Here is a 21,234-nt window from a genome sequence, read left to right as displayed (position 1 = left end):
AAAAAGCGTGTTTTTTCCCTCTTTGTGGTTATCAGCCGAAAATCAATGAATTAATTTTCCTGTTTTTATTAACGAGCCGTTGGCTATTTTTTCTCTCGCCAAGGGTTTGTCAGCCGTCTGAAATGCCGACCCTGAGGTCGGCATTGTCACTGCGTTACGGCCTTACTTTGCCGTCAGCGCCAGCGGATTAAGCTGCAGCTTTTTGTAGCTCTCTACCCAGGAGGAATAACGCTCCGGGTTCGCCCACACGCGGTAATGCAAGCGCGACATGGTCATCGGGTCACTCAGCAGTACCAGGCGGCGGTCACGGTTGAGTTTGTCCGGCGTTTCGTTCAGCGCCTGCTCAACGTGGCGGTCACGGGCAATCTCCAGCACCAGACTCTTACGGTGACGAGCCGTTGCCATCGCGGTGCTCAGGGCGTTAAACGACGGATTAAACACCGCGTGCATAAAGCCATCCTCCAGCGTACGGCTGCGGTTCAGCTCCAGATAGTTCTCGGTGTCCACCAGCACCTGAGGCGGGGAATACTCTTCCGGGATCAGGAACAGCTTCCAGCGCTTGGTGCGCAGGCCAAGGCTCGCCCGGCTTGAGAGCACGGACACGAACGGCGACAGGATCAGCGAGAAGACAATCGGCGCCAGCCAGAACAGGAAGCGCAGATCCAGCCAGGCCATGCCTACTGCCCAGACCAGGCCCAGCAGCAGCTGAGAACCGTGGCGCATAAAGGCTTCGCCCCACGGCGTGGAGTCATCGTCACGCTGCGGTGAGTTCCAGACCACTTCCCAGCCCAGGAACGCGCTGACCACAAACACGGTGTGGAACAGCATACGCACCGGCGCCAGCAGCACGGAGAACAGCACTTCCAGCAGCAGTGAACAGGTCACGCGCAGGAAGCCGCCGTACTCTTTAGAACCTTTGCACCAGATAAGAATGATGCTCAGGAGCTTAGGCAGGAACAGCAGAACCATGGTCGAAGCAAACAGCGCTATAGCCAGCTCTGGACGCCACTGCGGCCAGACCGGGAACAGCTGCCGCGGCTGGAGGAAGTACTGCGGCTCGGTCAGAGCGTGTACAACCTGCAGCGCGGTAGAGAGTGCCAGGAACATAAACCATAGCGGGGCGGACAGATACGACATAACGCCGGTCAGGAACACCGCACGGTGAACCGGGTGCATACCCTTCACCAGGAACAGACGGAAGTTCATCAGGTTACCCTGACACCAGCGACGGTCGCGTTTCAGCTCGTCCAGCAGGTTCGGCGGCAGTTCTTCGTATGAGCCAGGCAGATCGTAAGCAATCCACACGCCCCAGCCGGCACGACGCATCAGCGCGGCTTCTACGAAGTCGTGGGAAAGAATCGAACCGGCAAAGTTACCTTCACCCGGCAGCGGCGCCAGCGCACAGTGTTCGATGAACGGCTTCACGCGAATAATGGCATTGTGGCCCCAGTAGTGGGATTCCCCCAACTGCCAGAAGTGCAGGCCCGCGGTAAACAGCGGCCCGTAAACGCGGGTAGCAAACTGCTGGCAGCGCGCATACAGGGTGTCCATACCGGATGCTTTTGGCGAAGACTGAATAATACCGGCCTTCGGGTTCGCTTCCATCAGGCGCACGAGGTTGGTCAGGCAGTCACCGCTCATTACGGAGTCGGCGTCCAGCACCACCATGTAGCTGTACTGGTTCCCCCAGCGACGGCAGAAGTCATCGATATTGCCGCTTTTACGCTTCACGCGGCGGCGGCGGCGGCGGTAGAAGATCTGCCCCTCGCCCTGCACTTCCGCAATCAGCTCCATCCAGGCTTTTTGCTCCGCAACGCAGATATCCGGGTTGTAGCTGTCGCTCAGGATATACACATCGAAGTGCGCCTGCTGCCCGGTGGCTTTAACGGATTCCCACGTTGCCCGCAGGCCGGCAAACACGCGATCTACGTCTTCATTGCAAATCGGCATGATAAGCGCGGTGCGGTGCTCAGGGTTGATAGGCTCATCCCCCACCGTTGACGCAGAAATGCTGTATTTGTCTTTGCCCATCAGCAACTGCAGGAAACCCATCAGCGCGGTCCAGAAACCGGCAGAGACCCAGCAGAACAGCACGGCAAACAGGATCAGGATGCCGCTTTGCAGGATGTACGGCAGCAGCTGCATGAAGGAGACCCACAGATCCTGGCCCCCCATGTCCGCCGGGTTAATCAGCGCCCAGCCCTGGTACGGAAGAATCGTCTTCATGTACCAGGTCGCGACCACGGTTTGGGCCAGCGTGAGGATCAGCAGAATGTAGCGGCGAATCGTGCCGACGGTACGCCATTTCTGCTCAGAGGCCTCTTCTTCTTTAGACGCGAACTTAGACTTCGTTTCGCGGCCAAGCAGGCGATCCCAGAAACGGCCAATCGGGTTGGTACGCCACGGATCCGGGAACATAGAAGCACGCGTCGCTTTCGGCATGGCCTGAAGCTGAGTGCGCCCTTCATCATCGGTAATCAGCTGTTCGCCGCCGAGGGAACCCGGCCAGCTCGCCTCAAGGCGAGCTTTTACCGAAGCCAGAGGAGAATCATCCGCACGTTCAAAATGGTGATGCTGCGCATCAAGCGCCTCATGCACCGCCTGAAGGTCAGATGCAGGCAGACCCGCCTTCTGCTCAGCAGAAAGCGGGAGTGCTTCGATGTAATCGGGCGAGAATTCAGTAGACTTATTCATTGGCAGGCAGCTGGTAGCTCCAGGTTTCACTCAATGTCTGCTCGCCGTTGACCAGCGCAGCACGCATTTCCGTCGTCTTCTTCTCATCTTTCAGCTTCACGCGCAGCGTCAAACGCCAGCCTTTGTTGACCGGGTTATAGCGCACCTGGCTGTCAACGATTTCACCGTTGTCGCCGATGCTGGTCTGTGCGGTGACTGGCGTATCGGCTGGCAGTTTTTTCATGTCTGCCCCGGTAAAGTCCACCACAAACGCAATAGTGCCGTCCGGCTGGCGGATCAGGTTCGACTGCTTCACATCCCCGGTAGAACGACGAGTTTGCAGCACATACGCGTTATCCGGCGCATGCATTTTGTCTTCGTCGCGGCTAAAGGTGATGGTGTACTTAAAGTTCATCTCTTTGCCCGGATCCGGCAGCTGGTCCGGCGTCCAGTAGGCAACGATGTTGTCATTAGTTTCGTCGTTGGTTGGGATTTCAACCAGCTCTACGCGGCCTTTGCCCCAATCCCCTACCGGAGCAACCCACGCGCTCGGGCGCTGATCGTAACGATCGTCTAAATCTTCAAAGCGGGAGAATTGACGGCCACGCTGCAACAGACCAAAGCCAACCGGATTTTCCGTGGCGTAAGAGCTTACGGCCAGGTGTTTCGGGTTGTTCAGCGGACGCCAGATCCACTCGCCGTTACCGGCATGGATAGACAGGCCGTTAGAGTCATGCAGCTCCGGGCGGAAGTTAGTCGTTGGGGACGGCTGATTTGGCCCAAACAGGAACATACTGGTCAGTGGCGCGACGCCCAGTTTGCCCACTTTGTCACGCAGATAAACTTTGGACTGCACGTTCACCACGGTGTCGCGCCCTGGGGTGATAACAAACCGGTACGCCCCGGTCGCTCGCGGGGAATCAAGCAGTGCATACAGGGTTAACGTTTTATCCGTTGGTTTCGGACGTTCAATCCAGTATTCGCGGAAGCGCGGGAACTCTTCGCCAGACGGTAACGCGGTATCAATCGCCAGACCGCGGGCAGACAGGCCATACACCTGGCCGGCGCCAATCACGCGGAAGTAACTCGCCCCGAGCATGCTGACAATTTCGTCGTTCTTATCTTTGCTGTTGATCGGATAGAGCACTTTGAACCCGGCAAAACCGAGATCTTTTACGGTGTCTTTATCGTGCTTTACATCACCGAAGTTAAAATAGTCCGGATTGTATTTGATCTGGTGCACCGCGGTGGCGGTCACTTCGTTGATGGTTACCGGCGTGTCGAAGTACATACCCTGATGGTAGAACTCGAGCTTGAATGGGGTCTTGATGTTGTTCCAGTAAGCTTTATCGTGATTAAACTGGATCTGCTGGTAGTCCGCGTATTTCATCTCGCGGAATTGCGAAGGCAGGTTGCTTTTCGGTGCTTCGTAGCTCTTGCCCGCTAAGGTTTTCGCCTGTTTTGCGACATCATCGATAGTGAACGCCCAAACCGAGGTGGTATAAAGGGACAACATTACCGCAGCGCCAAGCCAGGACACTTTCATCATATTTGCTTTATGTTTCATATTAACCAGCACATCCCCCTTTGTGTGCTTAAATCAATCTATCCATTTTAATGGAAAGTTTTGCTTTCCGACAACCAAATCACCGCTTTGTTCAGCGTACTGGCTCAGGGTTTAAGCAAAATAAAGACAACTGCTTACGCTTTAAGAGTTCATCCTGGCGACAGGATGACATGCTTAGTGTAGGGTTGCCACGAATATGTAGACTGAACTGGACTTTTAGCCTGATGGGATAGGGTCTTAAGGATAAGACGAATAGTCTGAAAATGTCTGGAGTATTATGAGTAAAGCACCGCAACAACGTGAGTTTTTCCTGGATTCTATTCGTGCATGGTTGATGCTGTTGGGGATTCCATTCCACATCTCGCTAATCTATTCGAGCCATCACTGGCACGTCAATAGCGCGGAACCTTCCGCGAGTCTGACGCTGTTTAATGATTTTATTCACGCGTTTCGTATGCAGGTGTTCTTCGTTATTTCTGGCTACTTTTCCTACATGTTATTTCTGCGCTACCCGCTGAAACGCTGGTGGACCGTGCGCGTAGAGCGCGTCGGCATCCCAATGCTTACCGCGATACCGCTGCTGACGCTGCCCCAGTTCATGATGCTGCAATACATCAACGACAAAGCCGGCCTGTGGCATACGCTCACCGGCTATCAAAAATACAATACGCTGGTGTGGGAGCTTGTGTCTCACCTGTGGTTTTTACTGGTACTGGTGATATTAACGACCCTGGGCATGGTTTTGTTTCAAAAAATTAATAATTTTATAATTAGAAACGAACAGAATAATAATTCGCCAATCACCCTGGGAAAACTCTCACTTTTATTTCTCGGCTTCGGCATTTTATACGCCGCGATTCGCCGGACTATTTTTATTATCCACGCGCCGTTATTAAGCGACGGGCTGTTTAATTTCGTGGTGATGCAAACGCTATTCTATCTGCCGTTCTTTATGCTTGGCGCGCTGACATTCAAACGCGAGTCGCTGAAGATCCTGTTCACCACGCCTTCACGCTGGAGCCAGGTGGGCGCGGTTTTTGCGTTTGCCGCTTATTTATTAAACCAGCGCTACGGCAGCGGCGATGCATGGATGTACGAAACTGAAAGCGTGATCACCATGCTAATGGGGCTCTGGATGGTCAACGTGGTGTTTTCGCTGGGCTATAAAATGCTGAATTTTAAATCCGCGCGAGTGACCTATTTCGTTAATGCATCGCTGTTTATTTATCTGGTTCACCACCCGCTGACGCTGTTTTTCGGCGCATTTATCACGCCGCACATCACGTCCAACATCTTAGGCTTCTTTAGCGGGCTGGTCTTTGTGGTCGGCATCGCACTGCTGCTCTACGAGCTGCACCTGCGCATCCCCCTTCTTCGCTTCCTGTTTTCAGGCAAGCCAAAGGAGAAAGCGGCCACACCACAATCATTCGCTGGATAACACAGTAAAGGCCGGGTATAAACACCGGCCTTTTGGTCTCTGCGAAGGCAGAATAGCCTCCACACATTGAAAATTTATGAAAGCTGTGTGATTTATTTATGACACCCGGCTGCAATCTGCTGATAAATCTGCGTGTTCTCATCATCAAAGCAGACAAACACCGCGCGTTCCGGCAGCGGACGCTGGCCAATGTATTTGTAAACCACATCCCACGCTATCCGGGCGGCCTGAGCCTTCGGGAAGCCATACACACCGGTGCTTATCGCCGGGAAGGCAATAGAGCGATAGCCGTTAGCGGCGGCTAAATCCAGGCTATTGCGGTAGGCCAGCTCCAAAAGCTCTGCTTCGTTCTGCTCACCGCCGTGCCAGACCGGCCCCACGGCGTGAATCACCGCTTTTACCGCAAGGTTCCCGGCCTCGGTAATCACCGCGTGGCCTGGGGCGCATTCCCCCTGTAGCTGGCGTACCGCTTTACAGGCTTCCAGCAGCGCAGGTCCGGCGGCGCGATGAATCGCCCCATCCACTCCCCCACCGCCCATCAGCGAAGGGTTTGCCGCGTTGACAATCACATCGACCTCAATCTGCGTGATGTCACCCTGGACGACCTGTATGCGTTCACTCATTAACCATTCTCCAACTGTACTTTGCCGTAGTCTATTCTCGTCGGACGGGGCGCGTACATGACTATTATCGTTTCCGGACATTACAACTTTTGAAAATGTCCGGATATCAGTCACAAAAAACCCCGCCTTAACGGGGTTTCTGTTATTGGATTAGAAATCAACAGTCATAGAAAGTTTCAACGTGCGCGGATCGCTTTGCGTAATATACGAACCACTGTCGTCTACGGAAGCCCAGTATTTCTCGTTGGTGACGTTTTCCACACTGGCGCGCCAGGTCAGCGTCTGCTCGTTAACCTTCGTGCTGTAACGCAAGCCGAGATCGAGCCGTGTCCAGCCGTTGAGCTTGATGCTGTTGTCGGCGCTGGCGTATTGTGACCCGGTACGGATCAGCGTCCCCGTCGCGGTCAGGTTCTGCACCCACGGCAGATCCCACTCACCGCCCACGGACCAGGAATAACGCGGGACGCCAATCGCGTCCTTGCCGTCGTTTGTCCCACCGTTAGTCTTCACCATTTCAGGCTGAAGCCACAGGGCACTGCCCAACAGACGCACGCCGTACACTGGCTCACCGAAGACGTTCAGCTCCATGCCGCGGCTACGCTGCTCGCCATACAGGCCGTAAACATTGTTGCCGTCGATCATTCCCACCGGCTTTTTGATCTCAAACAGCGCCAGGCTACCGCCCACGCGGCCGAAGTCCATCTTCATGCCGACTTCGTTCTGCTTCGACTGCACGACACCGACCACGTTACCGGCATTGGTGGCCTTAGACGTTGCCGTAGGCCCAGGCTGTAATGCTTCGATATGGTTGGCGTAGAAAGAGACCGGCTCCCACGGTTTCACCACCAGGCCGTAAACCGGCGTAACCTTGAAAGCGTCAAAGCGCGATTTCTGGTCTTCCACACCGGTGTAGCTGTAGTTGCGAACCCGCACGTCCTGACGACGAGCGCCCACGGTCAATAACACCTTATCGTCCAGCGCGGAGAGCGTATCTGAGAGCGAGACACCGCCTGTTATAGTGCGGCTCCGCTGGGTTGGGTCGTCCATATTGCTACCGGAGGCAACGGTCGGGAAACGGCTCAGGTCAAGATAAGACGGATCGTAGATATTATTCCCGACAGCAGTTTTACTGGATGACATGGTATAGGCCGCGCGGGTTTTACGGTAAACCCCGGAATAGCCGAGGTTCACGCTGTGGCCGATAAAGCCGGTATCAAATTTCCCCCGCACGCCTCCCATGCCGGAGAAAGCGTCGGCAATGTAACGCGTAGACAGGCGAGTCTGGCTGGTGTGACCATTGTTATCAACCAACTTAGGCACGCTGTAATTGCCTCGTTCGTCGGTTTCACTGGTGCCCAGCGCGCCGTAAAGCGTCCAGTCGTTCGTCACATCATACTCGCTGTGCAGCGCGGCAAAGCGAGATCTCATATCTGAATACACCCACGGTTGCCCGTAATTTGTGCGGTTATCCGGCACGTCAGGCATCTGCGTAATCGCCCCAACCCCTACCCCAATGCGGCCATTATGTACCGTCATCTTCTGGTAGCCACCATCGAAGGAAGTTCGCAGCTTGTCGCCTTTGTAATCCAGCCCCACGCTTGCCAGCGAGGTTCGGTTCTTCTGATCGTGAACTTCACTCTCACCTTCACGGTGCAGCAGGTTAACGCGGGCGCCAAACCGATCGTCTTCCCCAAATCTGCGACCGGTGTCCAGAGAGCCCCCAACCTGCGAGCGTCCGGTGTAATCTACGCCAAGTTGGGTACGCGGCTCATTTTCTGCACGCTTGGGCTCAATATTAATGGCCCCACCCACGCCAGAACCGCCCGGAGGAACACCATTCAGGAAAGCCGTTGAGCCTTTAATCACCTCAACGCGCTCCGCAATAGCCGTGCTGGTTATCTGACGCGGCAATACGCCATACAGGCCGCCGTAAGAGATGTCATCCCCATCCAGCAGGAAACCGCGCACGCGGTAAGATTCGCCGAAGTTACCGTAGCTGCGCACGGGCTGAATGGTCGCGTCATTGCGGATAATGTCACTAATGGTATTGGCTTGCTTATCCTCGATCATTTTTGAGGTATAGCCGATGATGTTGAACGGCACATGGCGTGCATCCTGCTCACCGAGCATGCCCAGACGGCCGCCATTGGCCACCTGCCCGTCCAGGTAAGCAGGCACCAGATCGTTACCGCCCGCCCGGAATTGATTATCCGGAGAGCCCGTTACGGTCATGGTTTCTTCTTTGGCTAAAGTTTTTTGCTGAGGATTTTGCTGTGGCGCGGCGACGGCGGGCATACAGGCAGCAGCGATCAACGCGGCGATCAGGCGCGGTTTAAACCCTACCTGATGAGAAGGTTGGTGAGGCATTTAAATTCCCTGGTAAAATAAAAACAATTAATAAGAACGATTATGATTTTGATCGTGATTATCGTTTCGGAATCAAAAATTGCAAGAAAAATGCCCTGCGAGCACTCGCCTGCCGGGATTCGAGTTATATCGATGGATGAAAATTCGAACGCGGAACGCCCAAAACTGATTTTGAACGTCCCGGTTTATGCACTGTATTACGCTTTGCGTAACAACCAGATAAAGTACGGCGCACCGCAGAGCGTGGCCAGCAATCCAGCCGGGATCTGGAACGGGAAGATAAGGCTTCGGCCCAGCCAGTCGGCCAACAGCATCAGTCCGGCCCCAATGGCTATTGCCACAGCGAGCTGAGGCATTGCGCGGCGAAAGCCGAGCATTCTCGCCATGTGGGGTGCCATCAGTCCGACAAAACTCAGCGGCCCCACGCAGAGCGTTGCCGCGGCGACAAGTCCGGCAGCCAGCACCAGAATACTAATGCGCGATCGGCTCAGGGCAACCCCCAGCGCCTGAGCCGCCTCTCCGCCCAGCGGCAGTATTGTGAGCCAGCGACGTACCAAGGGCGTAAGCCCTATCAATGCCAGCGCCATGCCCCCACTCACCAGCGCTTGCTGCCCGGTCACTTTCCAGGTGGAGCCTGACAGCCACGTCAACACTGACCCACTGCGCGGATCGCCGCTTGCCAGATACAGCGTGAGCAGCGTGGCAAAGACGGTACTCAGCGCCACACCGGTCAGTAAAAGCCTTCCAGGAGCGAGCCCGGTACGGGCTAAAACGAGCATTGCCAGGAGCGTGAGCGCCGCGCCGGCAAACCCTGCCGGTAGCTGCCACGCGCTGACGTCGCCGGGCACGAGAAAGATCAGTAGCACTATGGCGCAGGCCGCGCCGGAACTCACGCCCAATACCTCGGGGCTTGCCATCGGATTGCCGGTCATTTTTTGCACCAGCGTACCGGCCGCCGCCAGCATGGCGCCCGCAGCAAGCGCCGACAGCACTCTCGGCCAGCGCCACTGCCACATTTCCTGTATGCCGATAAACCAGCCTCCGCTTTCCCGCCCAACGCCCAGCGCCAATAAGGCCACCAGCGCCAGGACAGCAGTAATCAGCCACGCCGTGCCGGGAGAAAGCCGGCGTTCCGCAACCGCGCTGACATCAGCGGAAGCAGCCAGACGCTGATGGCGCAGGCGGGGCAATAACCACAGCATTAACGGGGCACCCACCAGCGCCGTCACGGCCCCGGTCGGCAACTCTTGCCAAAAACTGCCAATCCAAATAACCAGCTGATCGCTTAGCAGCAGGAGCAGCGCCCCCGTCACCATCGAAGCCAGGAGCTTAGGCAACAGGCGTCTGACGCCAAACATCCCGGCCAGTACCGGGGCAAACAGGCCAATAAACCCAATAACACCCACCACGCTGACCAGCATCGAACTCAGCAGCAGCGCCAAAAAAAGCCCGCCCACGCGCACCAGAGCCAGCTTCATCCCCAGCCCCCGCAAGACCGTGTCATCCAGGGCCAGCATGCCCAGCGGGCGAATCATTAATACGATGAGTACCAGTACGGCCAATAACCTCGGCCAAAGAAAATCCACGCCGGCCCAGTCATACTGGTTCAGCATCCCGCTGCTCCAGATAAACAGGTTCTGCAGGCGTTCATGATTGAACAGCACGAGGAAGCTTTTCACTGCCCCGCAGTACAATCCCAGCACAAGCCCGGCAAGAATTAGCGTGACCGGCGACATACGCTTGCCCCAGGCTGCGCCTAGCACAATGCTGCCGACGGCCATTGCGCCAGCCAGCGCCGCAAGCTGTTTACCGGTTTCCCCTGCCCCCGCCAGGAACAGCGTGGCGAGGGTCAGTCCCAGCTGTGCCCCAGCCGCAACCCCGAGGGTTGCCGGTTCGGCCAGAGGATTACGCAGGATATGCTGAAACAGACAACCGGCCAGCGCCAGCCCGGCTCCGGTAAGCAGCGCAAGCATGGTCCGCGGCAGCAGACTGTAGTGAAAAAGCATCTGCGAAACATCGGTGACCTGAGGCAGGGTTATCGCTTTCCACCAGAGATCGGCGGGCAGCATTTGCTGGAAGTTGTAGCCGGTCAAAAACAGCGTGAAGGCGCAGAGTAAAAGAAGGATCAGGCGCACAGTGCCTCCGGCAAAAGTTGGCAGAAACGCAGCGCCGAAAAACTGCCGCCGTAAAACCATACCGCGGGCAGCAGGTGTAGCTGGCCATTGCGCACGAAGGGCATAACCCGCCATAACGCAGATTTTGCCACCGTTTTGACCGGATCATCATCGCCGTGCATAAAACAAATCGCCGTAACATTTTCCAGCCTGACCAGGGTTTCAATGCCCACGATGGCGCTGCCCCAGGCATTGGTTTTCCCATCCCAGGCGTTACGCATCCCCAGCCGCTCCAGCAGGTCGTTGAACAAACTGTTGCGGCCAAAGATCATCACCCGGCGGCTATCCAGAAATGAAAACAGCACCAGCGGATTGGGATTATCCGGCAGTTTTCCGCGGGTGGCGGCAATCTGTTGGTGAAAATGGGCCAGGTGTTCGTCCGCCTGCCGCTCGCGACCTAAAAACTGCCCGAGCCTGAGGAGATCTTGTTCCAGCAGCGCCAGCGGGCGGCCAGAAGTATCATTAAAGGCGGTCGACCAGCAGGGCGCGATAGGCGCTAAGTCTGACTCGGCCGGCCCGAAGCCTTTGGAGATCAGAAAGAGAGAGGGATTGAGACGCTGCATCAGTTCGCGGTTGGGCTCGTTTCGCAGCCCGACATCAACGACGGTATCAGGCAGCTTTGGCTCCCCGACCCAGCGGTGATAATTCCGCTTGTCCGCGATGGCCATCGGCATGATCCCCAGCGCCAATAGCATTTCGACCGGGCGCCACTCCAGGGCAATAATGCGTGCTAAATCAAAGCGACTCGCTTCTGCCCAGCAGGGCAGAACTGCCGCCAAAGGCAGTAGGGTAGAAAGCGCCAGCAGGCGTCGACGGCTGAGGTACACATCCATATAAATAGCAATAGTTATCGTTCTAATTACGTTTTGCACATTATGCCGTTGCCCGGCGACAACGCAATCAAAAACTCAGCCCGCAACCAATGCCCCACCCGGCCCGTATGCTGGGACATTATTTAAAAGACGAAACGTTTGCGCTCATCCTGACTAAGCCGGCGGGGTTCAAACTGATAATGCGTGAAAGTTATCTCCGTAGAGTCATCCTCCACATCATTAAGCTCAATCCGGTCAATCGACTTCTCGCCATACAGCGTAATAGAGCGGAACAACCCACTGAGCGTTTCCGCGAAGGGAATTAACACCAGCCGCCATTTCCCCTCCCCAAGGTCGGAAAATTCGCTGATGAAATCTTTCTCAAGCGTTTTTCGGTCAATATAAAACAAGGAGCGTAACAGTTGGTTGAACTGGAACATCTGCGGGTTACTTTCAGCGGTGATCGCCTGAGGCGGCTGGTTTCCCATCACCTGGACCATGCGGTTCTCCCCCACAACCAGTCTCATCGGGAAAGGCTGACGCTGCTGCCACCACAGCCCTTTATGCTTCGTGACCACAATCCGCCCGCTGGAATGCAGGGGCTGCGTCATACCTTTTATCTGGCGTTCCTGTTCAAACTGCGCGCGCATTACCGGCACGGCGGCAAATCGCTTTTGAATATCATCCAGCGTCACCGCCCCGGCCGCCTGTGCCGCCAGCAGAAGAGAAAGGAGCAAACTTTTTTTCACAGCAGTAACCCTATACGTTCAACTCAAACCGACCCGCGCTAGTTTACTCTGCTCTGCAGCCTGAAACCAAAAATACACGGCCCGTTTTGTACGGGCCGTGTAATTACTGGTAAGTCACGTACAGCACGGCTGTTTTGCGCTGTGGGTCGAGGTATTGCACTCGGGTTTGCATCGTACTGTCATTATGAAGGGTTATGCCATCAAGGGAACTGAGGGCAACGGTCTGAGTGACGGGTTTGCCTTTTTCGGTACAGGTCATGGCAACACTGGAATTGGCAGGAGCCCACTGGCAGCCGCCTTCTACGATTTCACCTCGAAAATGGATAATGCCAGAGGATGCGGCCTGCGAAAGCGGTGAAACCGCAATGCCCAGTGCCAGGCAAAGCAAATACTGCTTATAACTTGCTTTCACGTTCATTACTCCTCGATTGCTGTCGTCCCTGAAGGTTATCGGCAGAAAATCAAAGATAATTAAACAGTGATCCATGTTTTTTGTTCTTGCAATACCTCCGTCACAGATATTTGCTCGCCGTCAATACTTCCCCGTCTCTCGCCACTGTTGCTCAAGGTGAAAGGCTTTTCCGTCGCTCAATGTCACGGTGACCGTAACGCTGTCGCCGGGATCAATATTCAGGCTTAACTGCGACAGATCAACTGCCTCATGCGCTTTTATAAATAGTTCACTGCTTTGGTGACTGGAACTTTGCCCCGACGGGCCGCTTTTGGTTGCCACCAGCGTCATGGTGCACTGGCAATCCGCTGCAAGCGTGGCGCTGGGTGTTATCGTGTATATGTTTTCCTGCTGTCGGGTATTAAACGTCAGCTGACTTGAGAGTGCGGCAAGCAACACAAGGGTATGCATACAACCTCCAAAGAAAAACAGGGCCCGGGGCCCTGTTTGCGCGATAACCAGGCCGCTTAATACTGGGAAGCAGTGGCGTGATTGCCGTTCCCGAACTGGGTGACGGACACCAGAGAACTTGAAGCCGTCTGGTTAACCACTGCCCCGTTGTTAGTCCCGAACTGCTGAACATCAATCTGTGCGTTTTTACCGTTCCACTGGCTGAGGGTGGCATTGTTACCGTAGCCATCCTGCAGCAATTTAATATCGCTGCTGTCCGAGCCCTGGCCAACTTTTGCGCCATTAACGGTACCCAACTGTTTAATTTCGGTCTTCGAATAGAAAGCATTTGACTGCAGCGCAGTGGCATTATTCCCGTTACCTTGCTGATATATTTTCAAGGTCGAGTGCTGAGCCTGTTGCGGGTAGGTCGCCATAGCGCCTGCGGAAACAACCAATGCTGCTAATGCTGCAACTTTGAAAAGATTCATACTTAAACCCCCATCGGATTGATAGTTTCAGCCCAAATGCGTTGCTTATCGCTGAATAATGCGAATCGCCATTTGTGACTGGTTTTGCACAACAACTGCTGACTTCTGGGTACCGTATTGGGTAATGTTCGCTTTATTACCAGAACCTCGTTGAATAATCAGCGCCGCATTACCAAATGAATCCTGCTTTATGCTCGCATCGTTGGCGATGCCCTCTTGCGAGATATAAGCGAGGTTATAACTACCTGATTGTTCAATGTTTGCCCGGTTACCTGCTCCGCTTTGCGTAACCTCAGAAAATTGCTTCTGCCCTCTCTGAACCACCGCAGTATTATTATTACTACCAGACTGGCCAATAATGGCCGTTTGATTAAATTGAGGATTACTCAATTCGTTAACGGCAAAATTATACTCAGCGGTTGCGAGATCGTTACTCGCTGCAAGGCAATGACCTGCAAGGCCGACAAACATTGTTAAAACAAAATATTTTTTCATTCTGTCACCCTGCACCAGTTAATTCCGGAACAATATGACGATTAACAAAATGGTAATTTATAACGAACTGACAACGACGTGTTATCGAACCGTTACGCAAATGAGTATGTTACGACAGCCATTAAAAATATCTCATGCCTGGGTGGTATTTTGCATAATAAAATTCACACCAAAGTATTAATACAAAATAAATTTAATAATTACCTCTATTACAACTACCTGATCCAGGGATCGGATAATCATTAGCACACTTATTTAAAGTCACCTTTACTCTCACTGACTTAGCACAACTTAAGCGATGCTTAGTCGGTTTATGAAAAAACCTCGTCACCATGACCAGATTTCTTAAGCGAAGCGGGTAAAAGCTGGAAACACTGTTTTTAAAATTATGAACAGAGTAAGTAAAACAGAAAAAACGAAAATAAAAAACAAAAAATACAACAATTTAAAAGAAAAAAACAAAATAAACTCGTTATACAAAAAGGAAAAACAGTACAACTTTACTATTAATTTTAAATAGCAAAAAACTTTAACTGAAACATTTTAATATCCATAGAAACATTTAGTTACATAGTTAACACTTGCTTTAAAATATCCAATCGCTAAATTAAAAACAGTTACCACTTCTTCAGTTAATTTTCTTTTGCTGACTGAAACAGAATCATTTCGGCGATTAAAACTATTTAACATACAGCACAGTCGCGGCATTCATCACATTATAGAGAATTAATTCTTATTAATTCAAAAGGTAGCGACATAAACCAGGTGGAGTTTCATCATGTATAATGAAGTCCATGCCCTACAGGGCCCTACGTTATTGTTAATGACAAAACCCTCTCTTCAGGCTTCAGCATTATTACAGCACCTGCGTGCCTCTTTAGAATTAAACGGCCGCATTCATAATATTCAACGCCCACTGGATGACGTCCCCGGTAATGTTCTGATTTTGTTTGATATGGCGGAAACCGATAAAAAGACCATCCTGTTCTGGCAGGATAAATTAAGCCGTAAAAACAGTCAGATAAAATTGTTATTGCTTAACACACCGGAGGAATACCCCTTCCGGGAAATTGAAAACTGGCCGCATATCAATGGCGTTTTTTATCTTGCCGCAGAAGAACACAAGGTTATCGAGGGGCTGCGTGGGGTACTGGAAGGTGAATGCTACTTCTCGCAGAAGCTTGCCAGTTATCTGATAAGCCATTCCGGAAATTATCGCTTTAACAGCTCAGAGTCCTCCCGCCTGACGCAGCGCGAAAAGGAAATACTGAACAAGCTGCGCGTTGGCTCTTAGAACGTTGAAATCGCACGTTCGTTGTTTATCAGCGAGAACACGGTGAAAACGCATCTGTACAACTTGTTCAGAAAGATAGCCGTCAAGAATCGCACTCAGGCCGTTTCCTGGGCCAACGATAACCTCCGGCGATAGCCCCATGAAACGTTCAGCCGTATTTATGCTGGCGGCCTGCTGCTGCCTGATGAGCAACGCCCTGGCCGAAGAGGTCGAGATCCCTGGGCTGCTAACAGACCATACCGTCACGTCCGTTGGACACAGCTTTTATCGCGCCTTTAGCGACAAATGGGAAAGCAACTATACCGGCAATTTAACGATCAATGAACGCCCCAGCGCCCGCTGGGGAAGCTGGATAACGATTACCGCGGGCCAGGACGTTGTTTATCAGGCTTTTCTTTTTCCGACAAAACGCGACTTCGACAAAAACGTTGACGTTGCACTGGTCCATACCGATGAGGCGCTTAAACGCAGGCTGATCGATAAGCAACTATTGAGCACCAGCGATTTAACCCACGACGAATTCTAGGAGACAATGATGCGTATTTATCATGCCGTACTGCCCGTGCTGCTATTTACGCCGCTTGCCTGGGGCGGGAATATGGTTTTCCAGTTTGTTAACCCCAATTTTGGCGGCAACCCCAATAACGGCTCCTATTTGTTAAATTCGGCCCAGGCGCAAAACTCTTATAAAGATCCGAGCTACAGCAGCGATCTTGGGATTCAGATGCCCAGCGCGCTGGATAACTTTACCCAGGCACTGCAGTCGCAGGTGCTGGGTGGCCTGCTGACCAATATTAATACCGGCAAACCAGGGCGCATGGTCACCAATGATTTTATCGTCGACATTGCCAATACCGACGGCCAGCTTCAGCTCAACGTCACCGACCGAAAAACTGGCAAAACTTCAACAATTCAGGTGTCCGGCCTGCAGGCGAACTCCACGAATTTTTAGTGGCTTAAAATCATAAATACCTCTTAAAGGATCACGATCATGCAGCGCATACTTCTGATTATGGTGGTGTTTTTATTGAGTGGCTGTTTAACGGCGCCGCCGAAAGAAGCGGCCAAGCCAACGTTATTACCGCGCGCGCAAAGCTACCTCGACCTGACGCATTTGCCGGAAGCAAAAGGCAAGCTCTATGTTTCGGTGTATAACATTCAGGACGAAACGGGCCAGTTCAAGCCCTATCCTGCCAGCAACTTTTCTACCGCCGTACCGCAGAGCGCGACGTCTATGCTGGTCACGGCATTGAAGGATTCTCGCTGGTTTATCCCCCTTGAACGCCAGGGGCTGCAAAACCTGCTGAACGAACGCAAAATTATTCGTGCTGCGCAGGAAAACGGGACCGTCGCCGATAACAACCGCGCTCCGCTGCACTCTCTGATGGCAGCCAATGTGATGATCGAAGGCTCGATCATTGGCTACGAGAGTAACGTGAAGTCGGGTGGCGCTGGCGCCCGCTACTTTGGCATTGGGGCAGACACGCAGTATCAGCTTGATCAGATTGCCGTCAACCTGCGGGTGGTGGACGTCAGCACCGGCGAAGTCATGTCGTCCGTCAATACCAGCAAAACAATCCTGTCATACGAGGTACAGGCCGGCGTCTTCCGGTTCATTGATTATCAGCGCCTGCTGGAGGGGGAAGTGGGTTATACCAGCAACGAGCCGGTGATGTTATGCCTGATGTCCGCCATTGAAACGGGGGTCATCTATCTGGTGAACGACGGTATCGACAGAGGCCTCTGGGATCTGCAGAACCCAGCCGATATTAACAATCCGGTGCTGGTGAAGTACAAGGAACTTTCAACGCCTCCCGCCTCCTGACACTGTCTGCACGAATAAAAAAACCAGCTTCCGCTGGTTTTTTTATTCGCTTAACAATGAACTGGCTTTAGGTTTCGGCTTTTCTCGCCGGGCCGCGAGCCACAGTCCACTGCTTTTCATGGCAAAGCCAAACACCAGGCCTAAAAGCAGCGAAGGCACAACGTTATGCCACTCGCCCTGATTGGCAAAGGTTGCACAGGCGCCGATAAACGTTCCGGGGACAAACGACAGCAGCACATGGCGAGCCTGAATACACATCAGGAAGGCGACAACGCCGGTCATGATATAGCCCAGGATTTCAGCCTGAGGCGCCAGCGCGCTACCGTGAATAATCACCAGCGCCCACAGCACACCGCTGCACAGGGTACACAGTGAAATAAAAAACCCCTTCAGTCCGCCCTGCGGACAGGCAAACCAGGCGGTACAGCCGAGGAAACCGGCCCAGCTCAAAAGGCCGAGACTCACCGCCACCCAGCCCCAAAGGCCTGAGAGAATACCGGTGGTAATTGCTAATGGAATAAGTGTCTTCATGGCGCCGTATCATAGCAGAGGCTTCTCCGCTCACTACGATCTGGCGCACATTTTTTGTAAATCAAAAATCAGCGTTGCATTTTAATTGTGATAAATATCACAATTATTCTTCTTCTGACTCCTGCAGCTCATCGCGCATGGCCTGCAGTGCCTCACGGCTGATCGCCGCCAGGGTGCGGTAGAATGGCGTTGTGGCATGGGCTTCCACTTTGCCAAGGAAAGTCCCACACCACGGCATCAGGTAGTCATCAAACAGCGTCACCTGCGCTTCAAACTCATCTTCCTGAGACTGGTCTTCCAGCCACGAGGCCGCCAGCAATAGCGTTCCGAAATGATCGGCCGGCGACTCGCCCAGCGGCATGCCACGCTGCTTCAGGAACTGGCGTACTTCACCTTCATCACTCCCCGCTTCCCAGGCGGAACGGAATGGCGGCACGCTGCATTTTTCCCCGACAAACAGTGCGTTAAAGTCGGCCGCCAGTAGCTGCGGATCGCAGCTGTTTTGCAGCCGGCCCAACAGTTCATCCTGCTCCAGTGGCCAGCTTGCCGCCAGCTTCCCTTCACGGATCAGCGTAAAAAGAGGTACCAGCAGAGGATCCTGCGGCTGGCGATAAAAAAGCGATCCGAGTACGCGGCAAATAATTGAAAATTCATTCATGACTGGCTCTATCCATTACGGGTGTTAATTACAGTGTGGCAAATTCAGCAATTGGCGCCATCCCACGAGCTTCAAGGAAGCCCAGCAGGCGCCGTGGAGAGACGTTCAGGATCCGCTCTTCCGGGAAATTAATTTCATCGAGGATTTTACGGCATTCGGTGAAGTCGCCCAGCGTAAAGGCTGTGTGGGAGTCAGACCCTAAGGCCAGCCAGCCCCCAGCATCACGCACCGCTTCAGCAATAGCGCGGCAGTTTGGGCCACTGCCAATGCGCGAATGGGTAAATGAGGAGTTATTCAGCTCAAGCGCTACGTTGTACTTTGCCGCCGCCGCCGCAACCGCCGGGATATCAATTTCAAACTTAGGATTACCCGGATGGCTGATGATGTGCACGTCGCCGTTTGCCATCGTCGCGATCATCGCCTCGGTGTGTGTCGCTTTATCTTTCGGCGGGAAAACCGGCTCATGGAAGCCCGCGATAATTAAATCCAGCGCATCCAGCATCGGGCCCGTGCAGTCAATTTCACCGGCGGTGTTTTTAATGTTCGACTCAATACCGCGCAAAATGCCAACGCCGTCTACCAGACGCGGCCAGATACGCATATTCACAAAGTGCCAGTAATGTGGCGCATCCGCCATATCCGGGCCGTGGTCGGTAATGGCGAACAGCTTGATGCCTTTGGCTTTCGCAACGGCAATGTAATCGTGGAGGGTACTGTAGGCGTGGGTGCTGGCAACGGTATGCATATGCAGGTCAACGGGATACATGGCTTTCTCCTTTTCTATTTTGGCTTAAGGATACCAGCAATCCATGACAATTTTTAGCCTGCTTCTGGAACGTTATCAGCCCGGCCAAAGCCGGGCGTCATGGTTAATAGCCGTGCTGAAGCGACACTTCGCCGGAGACCGCTTCCCCGTTTTCCAGTTGAGTAATCGTTTTTGCGATATAGGCAATCGCCTCATCAGGGCGAGTTACCGCCGCAACATGTGGGGTGATAGCCACGCGAGGATGCGCCCATAGCGGGTTGTTCTCCGGCAGCGGCTCTTTAGAGAAGACATCCAGCATCGCGCCCTTGAGCTGTCCGGCATCCAGAGCCGCAAGCAAATCGGCCTCGACCAGATGAACGCCGCGCGCGAGATTTATCACGTAAGCATCTTTAGCCAGTTGGCTCAGTAGTTCACGGTTGATGATGCCGACGGTCTGCGGCGTATTCGGCAGCAGGTTGATCAGCACGCGAGTCCCCTTTAAGAAGGCAGGCAGCCCTTCGCCACCGGCAAAACTCTCTACGCCAGGGAGATCTTTTTTACTGCGGCTCCAGCAGCGAACCGGGAAGCCCCAGGCCACAAGGCTTTCCGCCACTTTCCCGCCCAGCACGCCCGCGCCGAGAATACCGATGGTGAAGTCTTCACGGCGATAATCGTCCAGCGGCCGCCATTCCCCCTGCTGTTTTTGTCTCTGGTAGTCGTCAAAACGACGGAACCAGTGCAGCACCTGGCTGACCGCGTACTCCTGCATCTGCAGACCCATGCCTGTGTCTTCAAGACGGAACAGCGGCACGCCGTCGGGCAACATGTCAGGATGAGCCTGAAGTTTGCTGAGAATAGCGTCAACGCCCGCCCCCAGCGCAAATACACCTTTAAGCCCTTTGCGGCCGCTAAGCATTTCCACCGGAGGATGCCAGACAAGGGCATAATCGGCGGGTTGCTGGTCCCCCTGCTTCCACTGGCGAACGCGCGCGCCGGGCAAGGCCTGCTGAAGGTGATTTAGCCAATACTCGGTGTCAAAAGTGGGGTGATGAAAAATAATGTCCATACTGCCTCCTTTTTTTTCTTAGGCTTACCCGAATCGAAGAGCCATGCAAGTCCCAAAGCAATAAAAAGCAGCATCTTGTGATGGTTTAAGAATCAAGTTGGATGAAGTTTGGCTAAACGCACCAAAAACATGAAATTAGCATTGACGGCGAAGCCCATTTTCCCTAAATTAGCGCCCGTTCCAGCAGCGCTGGAGCGACAATATGGTGAGGTGTCCGAGTGGCTGAAGGAGCACGCCTGGAAAGTGTGTATACGGCAACGTATCGAGGGTTCGAATCCCTCCCTCACCGCCATATTTAAAGAAGAGCTCGCATGCAAATGCGGGTTTTTTTTCGCATGTTGCACCGCGAGGGACGGATGAGAACCCTCGACCAGGGTTCGACAACCTGCTTTAGCAGGTTGGACAGCGGTATCACTTGTGATAACGCTGCCCCGAAGGGGTGAGCTTGCGAATCCATCCCTCCCTCACCGCCATATTTAAAGAAGAGCTCGCATGCAAATGCGGGCTTTTTTTTCGCATGTTGCACCGCGAGGGAGCGGATGAGAACCCTCGACCAGGGTTCAACAAAACGGCAGGACAGCCGTTTTGCATTGCCTCCGGCAACCCGCAGGGCGAGCGCCACGGACGGCGCGAGTGATATCCCTCCCTCACCGCCATATTGACCTTCGCAATCCCCATAATATTTATAAGTCTACTTACATTTACCCCGACCAATAAACCTTATTAAGATAAAGGCTAACAACCGTTAATCACGCCCTACTCACCGGCCCACAAAAATTACCTCAATTAAAAACAGTCAGTTATAAACAAACTAAAAAAAATCTTTCCAACACCTCATTGCGACGTATAATTAACACAAATGAGAACGATCATTCTCATAAATTA

General features: G+C 53.4%; 19 protein-coding genes, 1 tRNA gene and 1 pseudogene. 6 read left to right on the top strand and 15 right to left on the bottom strand.

Features of this window, described 5'->3' with window-relative positions:
- Window positions 1-162 precede the first annotated feature (162 nt).
- Window positions 163-2,694, bottom strand: a complete 2,532-nt coding sequence (locus tag VW41_07890; GenBank protein ID AJZ88952.1) for a glucosyltransferase MdoH — start codon at window positions 2,692-2,694, stop codon at window positions 163-165.
- The gene (mdoG, locus tag VW41_07885) at window positions 2,687-4,240 is read right to left on the bottom strand and encodes a glucan biosynthesis protein G (protein ID AJZ91901.1); all 1,554 of its coding nucleotides are present in this window, start codon (window positions 4,238-4,240) and stop codon (window positions 2,687-2,689) included. The genes VW41_07890 and mdoG overlap by 8 nt, the downstream gene beginning before the upstream one ends.
- A 277-nt stretch (window positions 4,241-4,517) precedes the next feature.
- Here mdoG and opgC point away from each other — a divergent pair, with 277 nt between their 5' ends.
- Window positions 4,518-5,678 carry a glucans biosynthesis protein gene (gene opgC / locus VW41_07880; protein ID AJZ88951.1) on the top strand — a complete coding sequence of 387 codons (1,161 nt, stop codon included), beginning with the start codon at window positions 4,518-4,520 and terminating at the stop codon, window positions 5,676-5,678.
- A 92-nt stretch (window positions 5,679-5,770) separates the two neighbouring features.
- On the opposite strand, the gene VW41_07875 is transcribed toward opgC, so the two are convergent.
- From VW41_07875 to csgB, 9 genes are all read right to left on the bottom strand, one after another.
- Window positions 5,771-6,301, bottom strand: a complete 531-nt coding sequence (locus tag VW41_07875; protein ID AJZ88950.1) for an RNase III inhibitor — start codon at window positions 6,299-6,301, stop codon at window positions 5,771-5,773.
- A 150-nt stretch (window positions 6,302-6,451) separates the two neighbouring features.
- A complete protein-coding gene (locus tag VW41_07870) occupies window positions 6,452-8,668 on the bottom strand; it encodes a TonB-dependent receptor (protein ID AJZ88949.1) in 2,217 nt (738 codons plus the stop codon).
- A gap of 197 nt (window positions 8,669-8,865) precedes the next feature.
- Window positions 8,866-10,803: an iron ABC transporter gene (locus VW41_07865; GenBank protein AJZ88948.1), complete on the bottom strand. Its 1,938-nt coding sequence runs from the start codon at window positions 10,801-10,803 to the stop codon at window positions 8,866-8,868.
- The gene (locus VW41_07860; protein ID AJZ88947.1) at window positions 10,794-11,675 is read right to left on the bottom strand and encodes an iron-hydroxamate transporter substrate-binding subunit; all 882 of its coding nucleotides are present in this window, start codon (window positions 11,673-11,675) and stop codon (window positions 10,794-10,796) included. Before VW41_07860 ends, VW41_07865 begins: the two co-directional genes overlap by 10 nt.
- 122 nt (window positions 11,676-11,797) lie before the next feature.
- Window positions 11,798-12,403 carry a membrane protein gene (locus VW41_07855; GenBank protein AJZ88946.1) on the bottom strand — a complete coding sequence of 202 codons (606 nt, stop codon included), beginning with the start codon at window positions 12,401-12,403 and terminating at the stop codon, window positions 11,798-11,800.
- A 103-nt stretch (window positions 12,404-12,506) separates the two neighbouring features.
- Window positions 12,507-12,821 (bottom strand): hypothetical protein, encoded by a 315-nt coding sequence (locus tag VW41_07850; protein ID AJZ88945.1) that lies wholly within the window; start codon window positions 12,819-12,821, stop codon window positions 12,507-12,509.
- Between the two features lie 114 nt (window positions 12,822-12,935).
- Window positions 12,936-13,265 (bottom strand): Curli assembly protein CsgC, encoded by a 330-nt coding sequence (locus VW41_07845; protein AJZ88944.1) that lies wholly within the window; start codon window positions 13,263-13,265, stop codon window positions 12,936-12,938.
- Between the two features lie 56 nt (window positions 13,266-13,321).
- Entirely contained in the window at window positions 13,322-13,735 is a 414-nt protein-coding gene (locus tag VW41_07840; protein ID AJZ88943.1) for a curlin, read from the bottom strand.
- 45 nt (window positions 13,736-13,780) lie between these two features.
- Window positions 13,781-14,230 carry a curlin minor subunit CsgB gene (csgB, locus tag VW41_07835; protein AJZ88942.1) on the bottom strand — a complete coding sequence of 150 codons (450 nt, stop codon included), beginning with the start codon at window positions 14,228-14,230 and terminating at the stop codon, window positions 13,781-13,783.
- Window positions 14,231-15,008: 778 nt separating this feature from the next.
- On the opposite strand from csgB, the pseudogene VW41_07830 reads away from it, so the two are divergent.
- The 4 genes and pseudogenes from VW41_07830 to VW41_07815 all read left to right on the top strand — a co-directional run bounded on the left by VW41_07830 (window position 15,009) and on the right by VW41_07815 (window position 17,349).
- Window positions 15,009-15,659 (top strand): annotated as a pseudogene (locus VW41_07830) (transcriptional regulator).
- Window positions 15,660-15,663: 4 nt separating this feature from the next.
- Window positions 15,664-16,050 carry a curli assembly protein CsgE gene (locus VW41_07825; GenBank protein ID AJZ88941.1) on the top strand — a complete coding sequence of 129 codons (387 nt, stop codon included), beginning with the start codon at window positions 15,664-15,666 and terminating at the stop codon, window positions 16,048-16,050.
- A 9-nt stretch (window positions 16,051-16,059) separates the two neighbouring features.
- Window positions 16,060-16,476: a curli assembly protein CsgF gene (locus tag VW41_07820; GenBank protein ID AJZ88940.1), complete on the top strand. Its 417-nt coding sequence runs from the start codon at window positions 16,060-16,062 to the stop codon at window positions 16,474-16,476.
- 39 nt (window positions 16,477-16,515) lie between these two features.
- A complete protein-coding gene (locus tag VW41_07815; GenBank protein AJZ88939.1) occupies window positions 16,516-17,349 on the top strand; it encodes a curli production assembly/transport protein CsgG in 834 nt (277 codons plus the stop codon).
- A gap of 42 nt (window positions 17,350-17,391) precedes the next feature.
- Here the strand turns inward: VW41_07815 and VW41_07810 are convergent, their stop codons facing one another.
- The 4 genes from VW41_07810 to ghrA form a co-directional block, all read right to left on the bottom strand.
- Complete coding sequence (locus VW41_07810; protein ID AJZ88938.1) at window positions 17,392-17,880, bottom strand: membrane protein; 489 nt, start codon at window positions 17,878-17,880, stop codon at window positions 17,392-17,394.
- A gap of 103 nt (window positions 17,881-17,983) precedes the next feature.
- Complete coding sequence (locus VW41_07805) at window positions 17,984-18,538, bottom strand: molecular chaperone (GenBank protein ID AJZ88937.1); 555 nt, start codon at window positions 18,536-18,538, stop codon at window positions 17,984-17,986.
- Window positions 18,539-18,566: 28 nt separating this feature from the next.
- Window positions 18,567-19,304 carry a hydrolase gene (locus tag VW41_07800; protein ID AJZ88936.1) on the bottom strand — a complete coding sequence of 246 codons (738 nt, stop codon included), beginning with the start codon at window positions 19,302-19,304 and terminating at the stop codon, window positions 18,567-18,569.
- 103 nt (window positions 19,305-19,407) lie between these two features.
- Window positions 19,408-20,349 carry a bifunctional glyoxylate/hydroxypyruvate reductase A gene (gene ghrA / locus VW41_07795; protein AJZ88935.1) on the bottom strand — a complete coding sequence of 314 codons (942 nt, stop codon included), beginning with the start codon at window positions 20,347-20,349 and terminating at the stop codon, window positions 19,408-19,410.
- 204 nt (window positions 20,350-20,553) lie between these two features.
- Here ghrA and VW41_07790 point away from each other — a divergent pair.
- Window positions 20,554-20,641, top strand: a tRNA-Ser gene (locus tag VW41_07790).
- Window positions 20,642-21,234 lie beyond the last annotated feature (593 nt).

Source organism: Klebsiella michiganensis (assembly GCA_000963575.1).
Taxonomy (GTDB): domain Bacteria; phylum Pseudomonadota; class Gammaproteobacteria; order Enterobacterales; family Enterobacteriaceae; genus Cedecea; species Cedecea michiganensis_A.
The sequence above is the reverse complement of the archived record's forward strand: the minus strand, read 5'-3'. Positions and strand labels throughout refer to the sequence as shown.